The organism is Parabacteroides goldsteinii (genome assembly GCF_020091425.1).
Taxonomy (GTDB): Bacteria; Bacteroidota; Bacteroidia; order Bacteroidales; family Tannerellaceae; genus Parabacteroides; species Parabacteroides goldsteinii.
The window spans coordinates 2,613,440-2,630,155 of the sequence record NZ_CP081906.1; the positions used below are offsets into that span (position 1 = coordinate 2,613,440).

19 protein-coding genes are annotated in these 16,716 nt (G+C 41.6%); 3 read left to right on the plus strand and 16 right to left on the minus strand.

The window, feature by feature from the left end:
• Positions 1 to 151 precede the first annotated feature (151 nt).
• The 5 genes from K6V26_RS11960 to K6V26_RS11980 all read right to left on the minus strand — a co-directional run bounded on the left by K6V26_RS11960 (position 152) and on the right by K6V26_RS11980 (position 4,149).
• The gene (locus K6V26_RS11960) at positions 152 to 415 is read right to left on the minus strand and encodes a DUF4248 domain-containing protein (protein ID WP_195586355.1); all 264 of its coding nucleotides are present in this window, start codon (positions 413 to 415) and stop codon (positions 152 to 154) included.
• A complete protein-coding gene (locus K6V26_RS11965; RefSeq protein WP_048316190.1) occupies positions 412 to 1,590 on the minus strand; it encodes a DNA primase in 1,179 nt (392 codons plus the stop codon). Before K6V26_RS11965 ends, K6V26_RS11960 begins: the two co-directional genes overlap by 4 nt.
• 13 nt (positions 1,591 to 1,603) lie before the next feature.
• A complete protein-coding gene (locus K6V26_RS11970) occupies positions 1,604 to 2,959 on the minus strand; it encodes a replicative DNA helicase (RefSeq protein WP_195586357.1) in 1,356 nt (451 codons plus the stop codon).
• Positions 2,956 to 3,456 (minus strand): hypothetical protein, encoded by a 501-nt coding sequence (locus K6V26_RS11975; RefSeq protein ID WP_224265435.1) that lies wholly within the window; start codon positions 3,454 to 3,456, stop codon positions 2,956 to 2,958. Before K6V26_RS11975 ends, K6V26_RS11970 begins: the two co-directional genes overlap by 4 nt.
• A 312-nt stretch (positions 3,457 to 3,768) precedes the next feature.
• Complete coding sequence (locus K6V26_RS11980; RefSeq protein ID WP_007656110.1) at positions 3,769 to 4,149, minus strand: hypothetical protein; 381 nt, start codon at positions 4,147 to 4,149, stop codon at positions 3,769 to 3,771.
• A 483-nt stretch (positions 4,150 to 4,632) separates the two neighbouring features.
• On the opposite strand from K6V26_RS11980, the gene K6V26_RS11985 reads away from it, so the two are divergent.
• From K6V26_RS11985 to K6V26_RS28735, 3 genes are read left to right on the plus strand one after another with little or no spacing between them, the layout of a single operon-like run.
• Complete coding sequence (locus K6V26_RS11985) at positions 4,633 to 5,088, plus strand: HU family DNA-binding protein (RefSeq protein ID WP_224265390.1); 456 nt, start codon at positions 4,633 to 4,635, stop codon at positions 5,086 to 5,088.
• A 38-nt stretch (positions 5,089 to 5,126) separates the two neighbouring features.
• Positions 5,127 to 5,588 (plus strand): glucosaminidase domain-containing protein, encoded by a 462-nt coding sequence (locus K6V26_RS11990; RefSeq protein ID WP_224265436.1) that lies wholly within the window; start codon positions 5,127 to 5,129, stop codon positions 5,586 to 5,588.
• 51 nt (positions 5,589 to 5,639) lie between these two features.
• Positions 5,640 to 5,936, plus strand: coding sequence for a hypothetical protein (locus K6V26_RS28735; protein WP_082150479.1), 297 nt, complete (start codon positions 5,640 to 5,642; stop codon positions 5,934 to 5,936).
• 58 nt (positions 5,937 to 5,994) lie between these two features.
• On the opposite strand, the gene K6V26_RS12000 is transcribed toward K6V26_RS28735, so the two are convergent.
• From K6V26_RS12000 to wecB, 11 genes are all read right to left on the minus strand, one after another.
• Positions 5,995 to 6,309 (minus strand): type II toxin-antitoxin system RelE/ParE family toxin, encoded by a 315-nt coding sequence (locus K6V26_RS12000; RefSeq protein WP_048317723.1) that lies wholly within the window; start codon positions 6,307 to 6,309, stop codon positions 5,995 to 5,997.
• Positions 6,309 to 6,566 (minus strand): hypothetical protein, encoded by a 258-nt coding sequence (locus K6V26_RS12005; protein WP_048317725.1) that lies wholly within the window; start codon positions 6,564 to 6,566, stop codon positions 6,309 to 6,311. Before K6V26_RS12005 ends, K6V26_RS12000 begins: the two co-directional genes overlap by 1 nt.
• Before the next feature lie 106 nt (positions 6,567 to 6,672).
• A complete protein-coding gene (locus K6V26_RS12010) occupies positions 6,673 to 7,827 on the minus strand; it encodes a DegT/DnrJ/EryC1/StrS family aminotransferase (RefSeq protein ID WP_224265437.1) in 1,155 nt (384 codons plus the stop codon).
• Positions 7,828 to 7,831: 4 nt separating this feature from the next.
• Positions 7,832 to 8,605, minus strand: coding sequence for an SDR family NAD(P)-dependent oxidoreductase (locus K6V26_RS12015; RefSeq protein WP_048317727.1), 774 nt, complete (start codon positions 8,603 to 8,605; stop codon positions 7,832 to 7,834).
• Between the two features lie 13 nt (positions 8,606 to 8,618).
• Positions 8,619 to 9,911 (minus strand): ATP-binding protein, encoded by a 1,293-nt coding sequence (locus K6V26_RS12020; protein WP_048317750.1) that lies wholly within the window; start codon positions 9,909 to 9,911, stop codon positions 8,619 to 8,621.
• Positions 9,912 to 9,942: 31 nt separating this feature from the next.
• On the minus strand, positions 9,943 to 10,551 hold the full coding sequence (locus tag K6V26_RS12025) for a sugar transferase (protein WP_048317730.1): 609 nt from the start codon (positions 10,549 to 10,551) through the stop codon (positions 9,943 to 9,945).
• A 181-nt stretch (positions 10,552 to 10,732) separates the two neighbouring features.
• Positions 10,733 to 12,565: a phosphotransferase gene (locus K6V26_RS12035; protein ID WP_195586727.1), complete on the minus strand. Its 1,833-nt coding sequence runs from the start codon at positions 12,563 to 12,565 to the stop codon at positions 10,733 to 10,735.
• Entirely contained in the window at positions 12,565 to 13,311 is a 747-nt protein-coding gene (locus K6V26_RS12040) for an IspD/TarI family cytidylyltransferase (RefSeq protein WP_048317734.1), read from the minus strand. Before K6V26_RS12040 ends, K6V26_RS12035 begins: the two co-directional genes overlap by 1 nt.
• 21 nt (positions 13,312 to 13,332) lie before the next feature.
• On the minus strand, positions 13,333 to 14,241 hold the full coding sequence (locus K6V26_RS12045; protein ID WP_053078092.1) for a LicD family protein: 909 nt from the start codon (positions 14,239 to 14,241) through the stop codon (positions 13,333 to 13,335).
• A gap of 87 nt (positions 14,242 to 14,328) precedes the next feature.
• Positions 14,329 to 15,549, minus strand: a complete 1,221-nt coding sequence (locus K6V26_RS12050) for a glycosyltransferase family 4 protein (RefSeq protein WP_224265438.1) — start codon at positions 15,547 to 15,549, stop codon at positions 14,329 to 14,331.
• A 2-nt stretch (positions 15,550 to 15,551) separates the two neighbouring features.
• Positions 15,552 to 16,712 carry a non-hydrolyzing UDP-N-acetylglucosamine 2-epimerase gene (gene wecB, locus K6V26_RS12055; RefSeq protein ID WP_048317737.1) on the minus strand — a complete coding sequence of 387 codons (1,161 nt, stop codon included), beginning with the start codon at positions 16,710 to 16,712 and terminating at the stop codon, positions 15,552 to 15,554.
• Positions 16,713 to 16,716 lie beyond the last annotated feature (4 nt).

The following is a 16,716-nucleotide window of genomic DNA, read 5'->3' on the forward strand; positions in this document are numbered from 1 at the left end:
TTTACTAGTCCGTCAGCTAAAGCAGACGGCAAATAAACCTGTAATAGTCAAGTGAGGTTGACGACAGAATAGTTCAATTTTGATAAATAGTGAATCTATTACTATCTCCATTGGCATATTGACACATTACCATATTGGCATATTACTATCATTAAGGTCTTCCCAATATTTCTACTATACATTCCACCTGTTTCGGTGTCATGACACGTTGCTTGCGATTCCAACCGGCGGCTTTCAGAAGAGAGACCAGGACCTTGTTTGCCAATACCCAGGCTTTCAAACGGCGGGAAGCTGCCGCCGGTGTTATCATCGGACTGTACAGGATACCCAGTTCAAGCCAACCGAAACTACGGTTCTTCCATTTCTCCTCCTCTTCGTCCCTATCCGGCTTCTTATTTTTCTGATCCTCTTTCATAGCCACCTCCAATCCATGGTACCCGGACGGCCATCCCGAAGCGAAAGGCCTGTCCGATGAGCAAGCATCGTACCCAGATTCCGAAACAACTCTTCCCTGTTTCCTTCAATCTCCTTCCACATCAACGCACGAACCTGGCTACAAATCCGGTTGAGCAAAAGCATCTCTTCGGAGGCAAACAAATTCCTCTGCATCTTACAAATGAATTTGGCAAATGCCTCTTTCCCTCCGGAGCGGAACAACGAATCAGGGTCCTCCCCTTCAGGCAATTCGCCTCCGACCGCCAAGAAACCTTCACGACGCAGCGAAGCCACAGCCGTAGCAGTAGCTTTCCGCCCTGCCTCATCGCCATCAAGCAAAACAACCGCCTGCGAAGCGTATTTCTTCAGCAATCGGATATGTCCGTCACACAAAGCCGTCCCACAGAGAGCCACCGTATTAACAAACCCGGCTGCATGCATGGCGATCACATCTTTGTAGCCTTCCACCAAATAGACAAGACCTCTCTCTGCAATCGCCTCCTTAGCCCGGTAAAGACCATACAGATGATCACTCTTCTTATACCCGTTTGCTGCCGAAGTATTGATATATTTAGGTTCATCCGGATTTCCATCCGATTGTTTCCGCGCGGCAAAACCTATCAGTCCCCCTTCCTCATCCCGAATCGGAAAAATAACACGTCCCCGCATAGCATACCATTCTTTCGGCACCATACCCGGCGAAACGCCCACCTCAAAATCCAAATAAACAGGTGTCAACTCCGAATCACCGCAAGCATAAGGAAGAAGGGAGGAAAAAAACTTACAGTTTTTTTCAATTGAAAATTGAGAATTGAAAATTGAAAATTTCTTCTCATTGCTATTCACAGGAACAGGCTTCGCCTTTCTTTCATTAATTTTCAATTTTCCATTTTCAATTCCCAATTTCCCCGCTGCTTCCACAAAGCTGCAACGCTCCATCTTCTGTACGAAAGCAATCACATCCCCATGTTCACCGCAAGCATAACAAGCGAATGTCTGTTTCTGCGGATCGACGATCAACGATGGATGATGGTCGTCATGGAACGGGCAAAGCCCTTTAAATAACTTGCCACAGCGCAACAGGTTGACATAACCTCCCGCCACATCCTCTATGCGGACCGAACTTTTTATTTGATCGATATTATAGTGTGTCATATCGTTCCTGACATTAATAATCCGTTATTTTAGTATACGAAGCATTATACCGGAAACGGGCAATGCCGGTCGCACCGTTCCTGTTTTTTACAATATAGAGTTTACCTACTCCCACCAGACTTTCACCGGTACGTTCGTCTTTGACGATGCCGTAACGCTCCGGGCGGTAGACAAAAAATACACAATCGGCTACCTGTTCGATAGTTCCCGAATCACGCAGGTCGCTCATCACCGGGATATGCGCCTTATCGGGACGCTGATCGCTGGCACGGTTCACCTGCGAAACGACAAGCACCGGACAGTCCGCATCCAACGCCAGTTGCTTCAGCGCCGTGATGTTACGGCCAACCACCTGTTCCTGGGTATCGTTCTTCTGACGGATACTGCCCAACAAATGCAGATAATCGAGTATCACGAAATCACATTCGCCCTTCTTACTTTTCAGCATCACCTTCGAACGGATATCCGACAGGGTGTTACAAGCCTTGTAATCAATATACAACGGCAGATGCTCCAACTGCTTTCCGGCCTTTTCGAGCACCTCCAATTCGTGCGCCGTCATACCGGAAATACGCAGATGATCCGGATCGACATCCGTGATGCCGGCCAGGATACGGTTCAGCATCTGCAAGTTCGACATCTCGAGACTGAAGAGACAGACATGTTTACCGGCCCGGGCAGCCTGTACGGCAATATGCAAAGCCACAGCTGTTTTCCCGTCGCTCGAATGGCCCGCCAGTACGGACAATTCCCCTTTATGAAATCCTCCGGTGACATAATCAAACTCGCTCATCCCGCTCAGCAAGCGGTTCCGGTCATGAGTACCCAGCAATCGTTCGCGATGCCATTCCACCACTTCGGCAGCCAACTCACCGACCGGACGTATCGGCTCGCTGGTCACCAATTTCTCCCTTAGTTTCATCAGCGACTCTTCCGCCTCCGTTATCAACGATTCCGGTTCGGAGCCGAACTGGCAACTTTTCATATTCAGCATAGCCGACAACTGTGCCAGGCAACGCAAGGTATATTGCTTTTTTATCTCCGCAGCATAGTGCAGCACATTTCCGCCATGGCGCACATTCAGCATGGCAGTCAGCAGGAACGCCAGTCCGTTCAGTTCTTTCCAACGCTCCTCGTCCAGCCGGCGCATCTCAACATCAACCGACACCATATCCGGTTGCACCCCTTGTTCGTACAGGTTCATCGCTGCCTGAAAAACAAATCCCAGCGCCGCATCCGAAAACATTTCCTTATGCAGCAATGTCGAAACCAGGCCCGGAGCATCCACACTGGTCAGCAGGCAGCACACCAACGTGCTCTCCACCTCCGCTAAAGTCAGATCTTTCTGTTCGTCAACATCTTCTTTCATGCTTCGCCTCCCTTTCCTTTGGGTGAAAATTGTTTACTGCGACCTCCCATCGCCCGTTCGGCAGCAGCCATTGCCTGAGCGGCAGAAGTATCATTACCGCTGTCATCCATACTTTCTGTTATCTGTCCCGAAAAATAATCATAATTACAAATCTTGATTTTTGTGCCTCCCGCCACAGGACCATATTCGATCAATCGTTCCCGAGCCAACTTTCTCAAATAATACCCCACCGAACCGACACTGATATCAGTACGATCAGCCAGGAACTGATAAGTACAAAAATACTCCCCTACATGGCAAACGTACTGGATACGTCCCAGTTTCATAAATCCGGGTTTAAAATAACTCATCGTTGCCAATGCCATGTAGATACGGGCTAGGTGACGTTCTTTCTTACTGGCACTGACCGACAGCGCCAACACTTTTCGAGGCATCTTCATAAAAGACTTTCCCATCCACAATACCTCCGGGTTTTCTTTCGTTTGTTTTACGCTCATAATAATCACATTTAAAGAAAATTAATATTTGCTCCGTTATGAGATTACTATTTGCGCTAAAACTTGATAGTCATAATCCAGAAGCAGTACCGTATGTAGACTCTATACGTACCCGGATGCCTCTCTTTTAATATAGTTAGAACTATCTTTCTTATCTAGAATTTATAAATCGTAATTTCCATCATTTTTTTCGCAAATGAAATAATACCCTAACGTTCTGATGCAAAGTAAACCATTCTTTTCCGACTTTTGAGAACTGTTTTGATGCCAGTTTCACAACTTAAATAACACGATTACAGTGAGTTACAAATTCTATTTACTACGTTGTTGTTTTCTCTCCTTCTTTTTACTCCTTTCGACTGCCTGGTCGATCTCCCAAAAGGTATTCTGAGCCGCCTTTAAATGATTGTAAATCGTAACGACTTCGTATCCCGTATCAAAAATCAAGTCGATGTAATCGGCCAGTTCTTCCAACGAACAATCCAACATTCCACAACGGGCCATGGCCGCGATGTAAGCGAGGAACAAATCCGGAGATTTCACCCGAATGCGTTCCATCGGCAAACGTCCCGTATCGAAGCCGCAATCATGCAGGATCCCGATCCGGTTCTCTTTCAGGAAACGCTCTCCCAAAGTATTCCATGTTTTCAGCGCCTTTATGACCGGTTCTCCTAAGAACCAGGTGAACAACATCACGTACCGGTTTTTATCCGGTTGTTTATCCAGCCATTCCGTCAAAGGATCGAGCGACAGGTGTTCACCGGTTATTGCCCGAATGTTTTTTTAAAACTTCCATCAATTTTGTTTTTATCTGATTTATTTTCAACTTATTTACTTGCTGTCCCATTTGTTTATAAATTTAAGTTGTAATCAGGGTTATTAAGTTGTGAAATTGTCTTTTTATTCTTTCTTCAAAACATATATGTTTCGATCGCAAACCATATATGTTTTGCCGTTAAAACACCTATCTTTCAACGGCGGTTATCAGCTCTTTTTCCGATAAATAATAACCACCTTTATTCTCATCCAACTACTGCTATCTGCTTCTATCCGGCAGCCACTTTTCCGCAGCAATTACCTTTGTAATGTTATCGATAACCAACTAACCGCCAAAATGCCGGAAAAGTTTTTTCATTGGCACATTGGCATATTATCCACATTAAATAATTATTTCCCATGCCATTAAAATTCAGACTTGTCAAAAGAAGAGACATGAGTAAGGATGCGGCCGAAGGGGCCGAACTTTACTATGCACAGACCAGCATCACCAAAAAGGTCGGCCTGAACCGTATTTGCAGCCGTATCAGCAAATACAGCACTGCCAGCCGCGGTGATATCCTGCTGGTACTCGACGGACTCTTGTCCGTCATGAATGAATCGCTGGCCGACGGAGAATCGATCCATCTGGGCGATTTCGGCAGCTTCCGGATGGTTGCCGGCAGCAAAGGATCTTCTACGGAAAAGGATTTCAATACCTCTCTGTTCCACCGGGCACATATCGTTTTCTATCCAGGTACGATGTTGACGGATACCATCCGTAATGCCAGTTTCGAAAAATACAATATCCCCGGTACGGAAAGCAAACCGGAAGAAGGCCAGGGCGGTGGCAGTGACCGTCCGGAAATCGAGTAAAATAATTTGCCAATGTGCTAATTAAACAATCATTCACTATGGTAAAACAGGAATACATTAAACAGTATCTTTTCCCCGCCCAAAAGGCGGGGGAATGTTTCGGAATCAATCCGATCGTCATCCTTGCCCAATCGGCCATCGAAACCGGCTGGGGAGAAAGTACACTGGCAAAGGAGCATCATAACTTCTTCGGCATCACCGCCTACGGACGTCCCAACGCTTTCTGGAAAGGCGAAAAGACCGATCTTTCAGAAAACAGCGGCCATACTTCCTTATGGTTCCGTACCTACGAATCTGCGGAAGACAGTTTTATGGACTTCGCCCGTCTGATCCACACCGCTTATCCGATAGCAGCCTCACTCAGTGCCCATCCTTCGGCTTATGCCAAAGAGATCGCTTACAGCAAATACATCAGTGAAGTGAATGGTGACAACCGAGCTGCCTACCAGAGGATGCTGGTGTCGATCTGCCGGACGATTGAAAGGATGATAGTCAATTGATTTATTCTTTATACAAAAAGGTACGATAATTCCATTAATCTGTGATCATTAATTTTCAACTTCCTCACCAGCCTTGCCCGGATCATCTTTCCCCGCAGGCAAAAGTCGGCAGCCGGTGACTGCCCTTGTCCCCATCCCTATCCTCGTCCTCTTCCTGATGGCGATCACCCAACTGTCTCTGCTGATGGAGCAGACAGAAGTGACGCTGACAGCTATCGGAGCGATACTCTCGCTCTCAACCAGGGCGACTGGGGAACCAAACAACGTGTCGAACCCATAGACATCGCCGGTTACAGTCTGATGGCTGCGGGATTGATCGGCGGTCTGTACAAATTTTTTACCGCATGAGTTACGAAGAAAAGATGTAGCAAAAGGTTCACTTAGAACTATTGCTACATCCTTTTACTTATTTTACTAATATATTCATTTTTGACAATGATTGCCTATTATCCCATATATAAACTATATGAACAATATCATTTTCAACAAAATATATTATTTTATGATTAGAATGTTCTGCAAACGAACGATAACATTTACTCCTGTGAACTAACAACGGTTCTATTTTTCCAATTGTAGGGCATACTTCCAAAGTATTTACAGCCTTTATAATGCCATTTCTAAATTTATTGGCAGCTTTACTTCCCATTTCAACAAAATACCAATCAAAAATCTGCTTCATTATAGTTAAGGCTTCAATTTCCCAATGTACAGTATACATTACCAAGATTTTATAATCGTCATTGCTTCTTCATTCGTTACATATTCTCCTCGTTCGAAAGCAGCTTCTGCTTTATCTAAAATCACATTCAACTCCTCTACCGAACAACTCCCCGGACATTTTTTCATCTCTAATGTTTCCTGATGAAGCAACGTCTGTAAATATTGCCGAACTTTTTTTAAACTTTCTACGGATTTTAGACGTCTGAGACCGTCTTCAATCTGTGTTCTTTCTAATTGAATCTCTGTTGTTTTCATAATTATGTGTTTTGTAAATACGAAACAAAGGAACGAATTAAAATTCTAGAAAACAAATAAAATCTATCTAATCACAAAACGATATATAAAGTCTATTATTTCCACTCTATCGTGGAGATGACAAACTTAACATTGTTTCCACTACCCTGCAAATATCATCATCGGTGAGTGTAGGCCCGGAAGGCAAGCAAAGTCCTCTCTCAAATAACCTTTCCGATGTCCCGTCCCCATAAAAAGGAGATTGCTTAAACACCGGTTGCAGATGCATCGGTTTCCACAAAGGGCGTGTTTCTATATTTTCATCTGCCAAATGTAACCGGACATCCTCACGGGTAAATCCAGCCTTTTCGGGATCTATCAGAATACAAGTCAGCCAAAAGTTCGAATTGAAATCTTCCGAAGGATTCCGTTGTACCTCGATACCCGGCATATCCTTCAGCAACTCCGTATACAGCAGGTGTATTGCCCTGCGTCGTGCAATATGTTCATCCAACACAAACATCTGTCCTCTACCGATTCCGGCACAAATATTACTCATGCGGTAGTTATAACCGATACATTCATGTTGGTAATGCGGAGCATTTTCCCTGGCTTGGGTAGCATAAAACATAGTCCGTTTGGCCTGTTCTTCCGTCCGGCAAACCAAAGCGCCGCCTCCGGAAGTCGTGATCATCTTATTTCCATTGAATGATAAGGCCGCAAATTCTCCGAAAGTACCACATTTTTGTCCTTTGTACACTGAACCCAAGGCTTCGGCTGCATCTTCCAAAACGGGTATTCCGTAATGAGAAGCAATAGCCATAATTTCATCCATTTTTGCAGGCATACCGTATAAATGAACCGGAATAATAGCTTTCGGTAATTTTCCGGTTTTACGCAGACGGTCTTTGATCGCTTCTTCCAAAAATAAGGGACTCATATTCCAAGTATCCTGTTCACTATCTATATATACCGGAGTAGCTGACTGATATGCTATCGGATTGGCAGAAGCGGCAAAAGTAAAAGACTGGCAGATGACTTCATCGCCAGCTTGCACACCTAGTTCGATAAGGCCCAGGTGAAGGGCGGCTGTACCGGCAGACAATGCGACTATGTGTCGGTCTTCTTTAAGATAGTCTGCTAATTCTTTTTCAAATGCATTTACATTCGGTCCTAATGGGACAACCCAGTTAGTATCGAATGCTTCTTTTATGAAATCTTGCTCACGACCGGACATGTGGGCGAGAGAAAGGAAGATTTTTCGTTCTAAATAATTTGACATATAATTATCCAATATATTCTCCTGCCGTTATTCTAAATGTACTACCTGTCATCATACTCGAGCCATCGGACATCATATAGACTAAACCGTCCAAATAATCCGTTTTTTCACACATCCTACCCATCGGCAGATAAGCTCCGGCACGTTCACGAAGATGTGTTTCAGTTTCTCCTTGTGATATTCTTAATGCAACCTCACCTTCTGTCGGTGTCCAACCGAGCGTCAGATAATTGCATCGGATATGTTCTCTTGAATACTGATGGGAAATATGTTCCATCAAAATACGAAGAACTCCTTTGGAACAAGCATACGCAGCTCTATCCTTTTCGCCACCCCAAGCATGGGCTGAACCAGTCAATACAATAGAACCACCACCATTCATACGCATATATTTAATGGCTTGCTGACAGCAGAAGAAACAAGATTTGAAGTTGATGTCCATTACCTTGTCGAAAGTGTACTCATCACAAATATCCAGAGGTGAAACGGGAGTAACACCCGCATAATTGAAAAAGCCATCTATTCTGTTAAATTTATTATAGGCTTCATCCATCAAATTCTTACAATCCTCCACATTTTCAAGATTTGTATGGACAAAAAGTCCTTCCGTACCATAAGTTTTCATCAAACGAATAGACTTTAAGGCAGACTCTTCATCTCTACCTCCAATAACCACTTTTGCCCCCTGCCTGGCAAATTCCTCAGCGGCAGCTTTGCCCACACCTTTTGTTCCACCGGATATGACAATCACTTTACCCAACAATTTCTGTTCTGACATAACAAATCTCTTTTTATAGCCCCAATGCCTTAGCAACATTGAATCCGTTCAACAACAAATTATTTCCTTGTTCATCAAGCACTTTAATCTTCTGCTGATATTCGTTGATAGCGGCAGCTAAATCTTCCTTAGAATCACAAATAAGATAAAGACGAGTAAAAACCTGTTTCTCATTACCAATCCAGTCCCTGGGTATCTCATCTCCTTTATACAACCTTTGAGCATTGGCAACCACACGTCCATCAGCTTCAAGCTCATCCAAACCTTCAATTTTCGCAATCTTTCCTTGCTTCAACAAGAACCATACAGTAGCAGCAAACTTCCCTTTCATATATGGATCCTCTTTGTATAAATCTACATTCTCTCCTTCACCTCCAGTCAAGGCAAAACGAACCAACATTTCCCGCTGATCATAACCATAAATAGACTTCAAAAGAAGGTGTGGAGCTTCTCCTTGAAGACGGAATCCCGTATCATATACATAAAACTCTCCATCCTCATAAAAACCTGAAAGCATAAGAATGCCATTTTTGATACCAATCTCTTTGAACATACGGACCGCATTGAAATGCATACGCTTCATATATTCATTCATATGTTTAGAAGGATAAGTTCCCCCTAAACAAACACGGCTCATTCCCGGTTGTTCATCAGTTGTATAGCGATCATAAATACAAGAGGCGCTACAATATCCATCCTTGAATGTATAATACATGCCCATATCTTCCACTCCATCCATATAACGCTCAACGATAAAGCGCTTCTTAGGACTACAATTCAATGCCTTTTCGACAGCGGCCTTGAGTTCACTCTCTTTATAAACAACAGTCATACCTACACCACCTCCATTGTCAACAGGCTTCACCATCACCGGATATTTAATTTTTGCCACATCTGATGGTTTCATCTCTGCATCCAAATAAAATTCAGGTATTCCATGAATTCCATAACTTTCACAAGTGGCTTTAAATACATCCTTGAATGAGAACACATCCACAATACGCTGAGTAGCATAGCACGGAAAATCTAATGCTTCACAAACCTTACAGTAAGAAGGAACAAGAATATCTGCCACGCCTACAAGTACGCCATCCACTTGTTCTTCTCGAGCCAATGCGATAAGTCCTGGAACATCCATTCCATCAACATCAAATGATTTCCAAGCGTATTTCTTAGCATCATCCGTGTGACGAGCACTTGTTACAATAGTCTTTACTCCCATCTCATTAGCGACTCTAACTAAAGCGGAAGTTTCGGGATTTCCCCCCAAGATAAGAAGTTTCTTACCTTCAAATTCTTTCTCCATATTACTACTGGTATGTATTAAATTAAATTTATTAGTTTTTTCCATTAAATCCTTCCATCGTTGCCGATGTAGTAGAATTTATATCTTCACGAAATAGTACTTTCTTAATAGTAAGAAATATCACCTTGATATCTGTCATCAACGAAACATGATCCACATACCAAACATCCAATTCGAGTTTCTTTGTCCAACTAATAGCATTACGTCCATGACATTGTGCCCACCCTGTAATCCCTGGACGAACTTCATGACGACGAGCCTGTTCCTTACTATATAATGGTAAATATTTGACTAATAATGGACGAGGACCTATTAACGCCATATCGCCTTTTAGTACATTAATTAGTTGAGGTAATTCATCAATTGAAGTAGAACGAATAAATTTACCGATCTTCGTCAAACGTTTCTCATCTGGTAAAAGGTTTCCTTCGGCATCACGCTCGTCCGTCATAGTTTTGAATTTGATTATTTTGAATATTTTGCCATTTTTACCCGGACGGTTTTGTAAAAAGAAAACACCGGCTCCCTTGTTTACGAAATGTAACCATATAGTTATCAGAAGCAGTATCGGACAGATCACGACCAATACACAGAACACGAGAATAAAATCAATTATCCTCTTAAAAAAAAGGCCATACATATTTAATAATTATTACAGCAGATTAAGAAACAGAATCCACGTTCCATACATCCAACTCAAACTTTCGTTTCCAACTGATATCATTACCCATTTACCTGCGCCCATCCTGTAATTCTCGGACAACCTCATGACGTCGGAACTGTTCTTACGAGATCTGATTTCATTACACCATTACAGTGATTTATTCCATATTAGTTATTGAACCATACATCGCTTCATATTTAGGCAGACACCAGTTAGCCAATTTCTTTGTCTGTTTAAAGAAGAATACCATCCAATCACGGCTGCTTTCACTGATACTTTCCTTGTACAAAGCCCAACCTACATAATACCAGTTATGAATTGCTGCATAAGCCATCCAGTGAAGATGCTCTTTTTCTGTAGCTGGACGTCCAAAATAAGCCTCAAGAATATCTAATATTTTAGGTTCATTCACATCATATTCCAATCCTGCAATTACACGACCAAAGTCATATCCTGGATCATTATAACCGGCAAACTCCCAGTCTATGATATCCAGTGTATTTTCCGTAAGTAGAACATTGTCAATATTAATATCGTTATGGCACATCGTGTGCTTTACCCCATCCATATCTGCATATTTTTGAAGTCTTCGCATCATAGACCATTCAGTTTCAAATACTTTAAACAGATCTCCTTTCATTTTAGAAGCCTCATTAAAAAGTCGCTCTGTTTGATAAATCGGATCATAATCATACTCTTCACTATTCGGAAGATTATAACCTTCCTCATGAAACGCACGTATTTTTTTCGCAATACGTTTCATAAGTTCAACATCCTGATAATAGACACCATACAGGTCAACACTGTTTTCACGAAATTTGGATATTTTCATTCCTGTCTCATCAATATAAACATACGTATCGTCCGAATGTGCTTTCGCAGCAAGTTTTTGCGCCACACACTCATTCTTGCGGTATATAAAAAATTGGGTACTGTCTCCCGGAAAACGGAAAATATATCGCTCACCTCTAACCATAAAAGTAAACAGGATGTTACTTAATCCTTTCTGTAGAATAACAATGTCACGAATTTCATCTTTCGTACAACGAAGTACTTCACAAATTGTAGAATTGATTTTATTACTTACACTATCAAGGAATAATCCATCAATATTCTGAATTTCCTGAATCGAATCAAATTCAAAAAGGAAATCAGATGGATATTCCCGAACATACATATCCAAATCTTCCGCATGGCGGTTCACAAATTCCTCCCAGAAAAGGGAAGAAATCCTGAAATCATCTATTTCCTCATTAAGGTATCTTACAAACCTATACGAAAACTCCCTGTCCACATAAGCGTGTCCATATATGCACTCTCCTATTTTCCCACAAGAATAAATATTAGTAATACGTCCTGAACTGTTTTTTTTAACAACCAACTCATTATGGGCATCTTCTTTATAAACTGTCGCATGAAAAGAATTATATTCATACAGAGAGAAAGGATTTTCTTCAAAATAATTATCGCAATTACAAATGTATGTAGAGCCTAAAAAATCTTTTGCAATATATAAAGAATATATATTGTTTTTCTTAAGATCCGGGGTAATTTCCAAATTCACTCCCCACTTATCAGCAAGAAAAAAATAAAGCTCCTGCTTATATCCGATTACAACCGTAATATTGTCAATACCAACCTCTTTCAGCTGACGAATCTGCCGTTCAATTAAAGTCTCTCCATTTTTAACAAAAAGACCTTTCGGCATAGAATAAACAGATTTAGCAGTAATATCCAAACCACCAGCAGCAAGAATAACAGCATTTTCAACTTTTAGAGGTGCTATTTCTTTCATAGCATCCTCTGTTACCTTATTATCCGTCAAATAACCTTTAGACTCAAGGGTAACAAGCAATTTACTCACTTCCTCTTTTGACTTGAATACATAGTAGCGAACATTATCATACACAGAAGCAGCAACGTCCGTTCCTATATTTTCTCCTAACTTAAGTAACGTTCGAACAATCTCAAATTCCTTGTAGTTAATCATTATTCATTTTCCTCCAAATTAATTTTACCTTCTTCGTACATTTTCAAAAGTAACCAGCCTTTAAACGTATTGATATCTTCTGGATATGTAATCTTACAAATATTATTCGTACCCTTTGAAAAGAAAACCCTCTTTCCAAGAGCAAAATATAGGGATGTCGTATGCGGCTCAAGGTCACTTAGAATATTTTTTTCTGCAGCGACCTCATATGCGTCACAAAGCTCACCAAATTTAAAAGTCCATGGATTCGCAAATCCCTTAATAGTCTCCCGTAGAATTGGTTCAACAGAACTTTCCTCACTATCCGTAACATCCTTAATACAGGTACACATTACCATATCCTCAGAGGCAATCGCATTACCACGCTCTTTACACACACGAATGCTATCCTCAATTACTTCATCCGTAGTCATCGGCGAAACTCCAAAACTGATAACTACAATATCATCTCTGGAAAGTTTACCTTTAAGATTGAAAATACCATTCATCGTGGACTCTTGAAATGTAGAACCACCTGTTGTGAGCCATTTTGTTTTGTCCAAATGATACTCATCCACAATTCGTTTCACCTCGTTAAGCCAATCCTTATGACACACGATCTCAATAGCGTCGATACTACAATTGTTTTGAAAAACTTCAAGAGTATAGGCTAATATTGGTTTCCCAAACACATCTATGAATTGCTTCGGTATATTGGTCCCGATCCGTGTACCTGTACCACCTGCAAGTATAACAGCTATGTTCATTTTACTATTTCTTGTTTACTCTCAGTATTTCACCCCATAATTTGCCGCACAATATTCCTTATACGGAGCATCCGGCGCAAATATAATATCATGCTTTCCTTTTCGCTTCTCTATTGGAGGAAACTGCATGTAATCACCGTATTCAGTTCTCAGTATTCTGTCATAACCAACTGGAACAGGAAGAGTAATCATATTTTCAAAAGGCATATCAACAGTCCTCATAAAATCTTCCTTCTCCCAGATTACATGTCGAATATCTTTTGCTATTGGATCAGCAAGTAACGTAAGAGTAACCTTATTATATTTATCCCATGTATGCCTAGAATTCTGCCTTTCCAGCCACCTATACACAGCCAGATAATTAATTCTAAACATACGTAAGAACTTACGTAGAATATTAGCTGTTGTACTAGTATTAAACTCATTTACATATGTATTGCAAATAGTTGAGACTATTCGCATTGGGAATCGACGTAACTTATATCGAAATAAGCTGTCTTCACAACCTTCTAATGGAAGAATGTCTATTGCTACACCATTATTCAGGCGTTTACTCATACAAGAGATTCTATTACCTGTGGTATCACTATTTCTTAAACTCAGCCAAGTCTGATAACAATCTTTATCTGTCAATGGAGACTGTAAAAAATAAGGATTATCTAGCTCTTTTGGACAAATTTCCATGAATTTATCATAGTCTTCCCTAGGCATTGCAACGTCAATGTCATCATCCCAAGGAATAAAACCTTTATGCCTAATAACACCAATCAGTACCCCTCCTATAGGATACCAGCGTAAATTATGCTTTTTGCACACCCGATCAAATACCTGTAAAAGGTCAAGTTGAATCCACCACGATTTTTTTATCATTTCAGAGACAGGCCAACCATCTCTAATTTCTGGTTTAACAAAATTCTCATCATATAACATAAATATTCCTCCTATTATTTAATTCATAGATAAGCACTCAATTAGAGCATACTCCTTAATTAAGGCACCTGATTATATCGTAAGTACTCACTTGACGATATGCTTCATTATCGCTTTATATGTATGTTCGGTTGTGTAATTATTCAAAAAGAATCGGTAACCATTTTCTCCCATTTGTCGCATATCCGAAACAAGCATCTTATCTATAGCTTTGACGAATGTTTCAACAGAATCACTTGGACAATAGACTCCATATCCATTCTCCTCTGCCAATACTCCTATATCGCAATTGGGATCTGTAGCGGCAATAATAGGTTTACGTTCCATCAAATAAGGCAATAAACGATTAGGGTAATTGGGAATAGTAAAACGGTAATCCAAAAAAATTAGCCCTACATCACAGACTTTGACCAACTGGTCATAATCATCTTTGGGTAAACGTCTAAATAGAGACACAGCCTTGGGTTTCCGCTCCCGCATAAAAGCCTCCAACTTTGAATACTCCGTACCATCACCCACTATTACAAAATAGCTGTCTATCCTGTCTTTCACAGCTTCCAAACACTTTATAAGGAAAGGAATACCTTGCGGTTTTCCCATATTACCTCCATAAATAAAAATAGGCTTATTTATAGGCAATCCATATTTTTGTCGGATATGATCAGTAACCCCATACTCAACGGAAATCTCGGAAGGGATATCATAAGAGTTGGGGGCTATCTCCACCACAGCCGGATCAATCTCTGGATTATGTTCTATCACGTACTTCACATTCGCCGGACTCATACAGCCGATATAATCCGAGATTCGGTATAAATCCTTCTCCTTTTTCCGGAATAACCGGTAAAGGACCCCTTTCAAACCATCCTTGGTCAATATTCCTAAATCCACCGCATTTTGGGGAAAGATGTCCTTCAGCAAAAGATAACTCACTGCCTTCGGATTTCGCTTCTTGGCATACCAGATCACTTTTGTAAAAGTAATCGGCGGAGTGGAATAGAGAATAATATCAAACTTGACCTTTCCAAAATACTTTTCCAACCCCAACTTGAATTGTCTCTCCAACGTCACCTGTCCCAATCCTTTTTCAATCAGATTCGTTTTAGTGACATTCAGTGTCTTAACACCCAATAAATGTACCCGACCTTCATGCTTCACCTCTGTTGGTAGTCTTAATCGCCGCTCCCTAGGATAGACAACATATACCTCATGTCCCTCGTCTCGGAATTTCCGTATCAAGTCCGTGTAAATACCACTTGTCTCTATATTTTTTAAACCTGACGACATCGTCAGAAACAGAACGTTCATAATCACTCCTTCCTCCACACCATCTTGTTTACCACACCCGTATAACTCTGAATAAGCTTCACCACCTTAATAGATACAATCTCATCAGTATAATTAGGCACAGGCAAACCGTTATCGCCATTCAGGTTCATCTCAACGGCTAGATCCACGGCTTGCAACAGGTCATGGGTATTAATACCCGCCAAAATGAAACACCCTTTGTCCAACGCTTCCGGACGCTCAGTAGAAGTACGGATGCAAACAGCCGGAAAACTATAACCTACGCTCGTAAAGAAACTGCTCTCTTCCGGTAGTGTACCGCTATCCGAAACGACACAAAAAGCATTCATCTGCAAGCAGTTGTAATCATGGAATCCCAAAGGATCCTGACGAATCACCCGCTTATCCAACTGAAAACCATTCTTCTCTAACCGATTCCTACTGCGAGGATGGCAACTGTAAAGGATAGGCATATCATACTTCTCTGCCATGGCATTGATGGCCGTAAAAAGGGAGGTGAAGTTTTTCTCGGTATCGATATTCTCCTCTCGATGGGCACTTAACAGAATATACTTACCCTTCTCCAAGCCCAAACGCTGATGCACATCGCTCGCCTCAATCTCGACCAAATTTTCATGTAACACCTCTGCCATTGGTGACCCGCTGACATAGGTACGTTGCGGAGCTACACCGCTAGCGTTCAAATAGCGACGGGCATGCTCGCTGTAGCAGATATTCACATCACTGGTAATATCCACGATACGGCGGTTGGTTTCCTCCGGCAGACACTCATCAAAACAACGGTTTCCCGCCTCCATATGGAAAATAGGAATATGCAAACGTTTCGCACCGATCACGCTCAAGCAAGAGTTGGTATCCCCTAATACCAATACAGCATCCGGCTTGATCTCCACCATTAGCTTGTAGCTCTTATCGATGATATTGCCCATCGTAGCACCCAAGTCATCGCCTACGGCATTCAGATAAACCTCGGGATCGGCCAATTTCAAGTCCTTGAAAAAAACCCCATTCAAGTTGTAATCGTAATTCTGCCCGGTATGAGCCAATACGACATCAAAATAGTTACGACACTTATTTATTACCGCCGCTAACCGGATAATCTCCGGACGGGTTCCCACAATAATCAACAACTTCAGTTTTCCGTTATTCTTAAATGCAGCCATAATC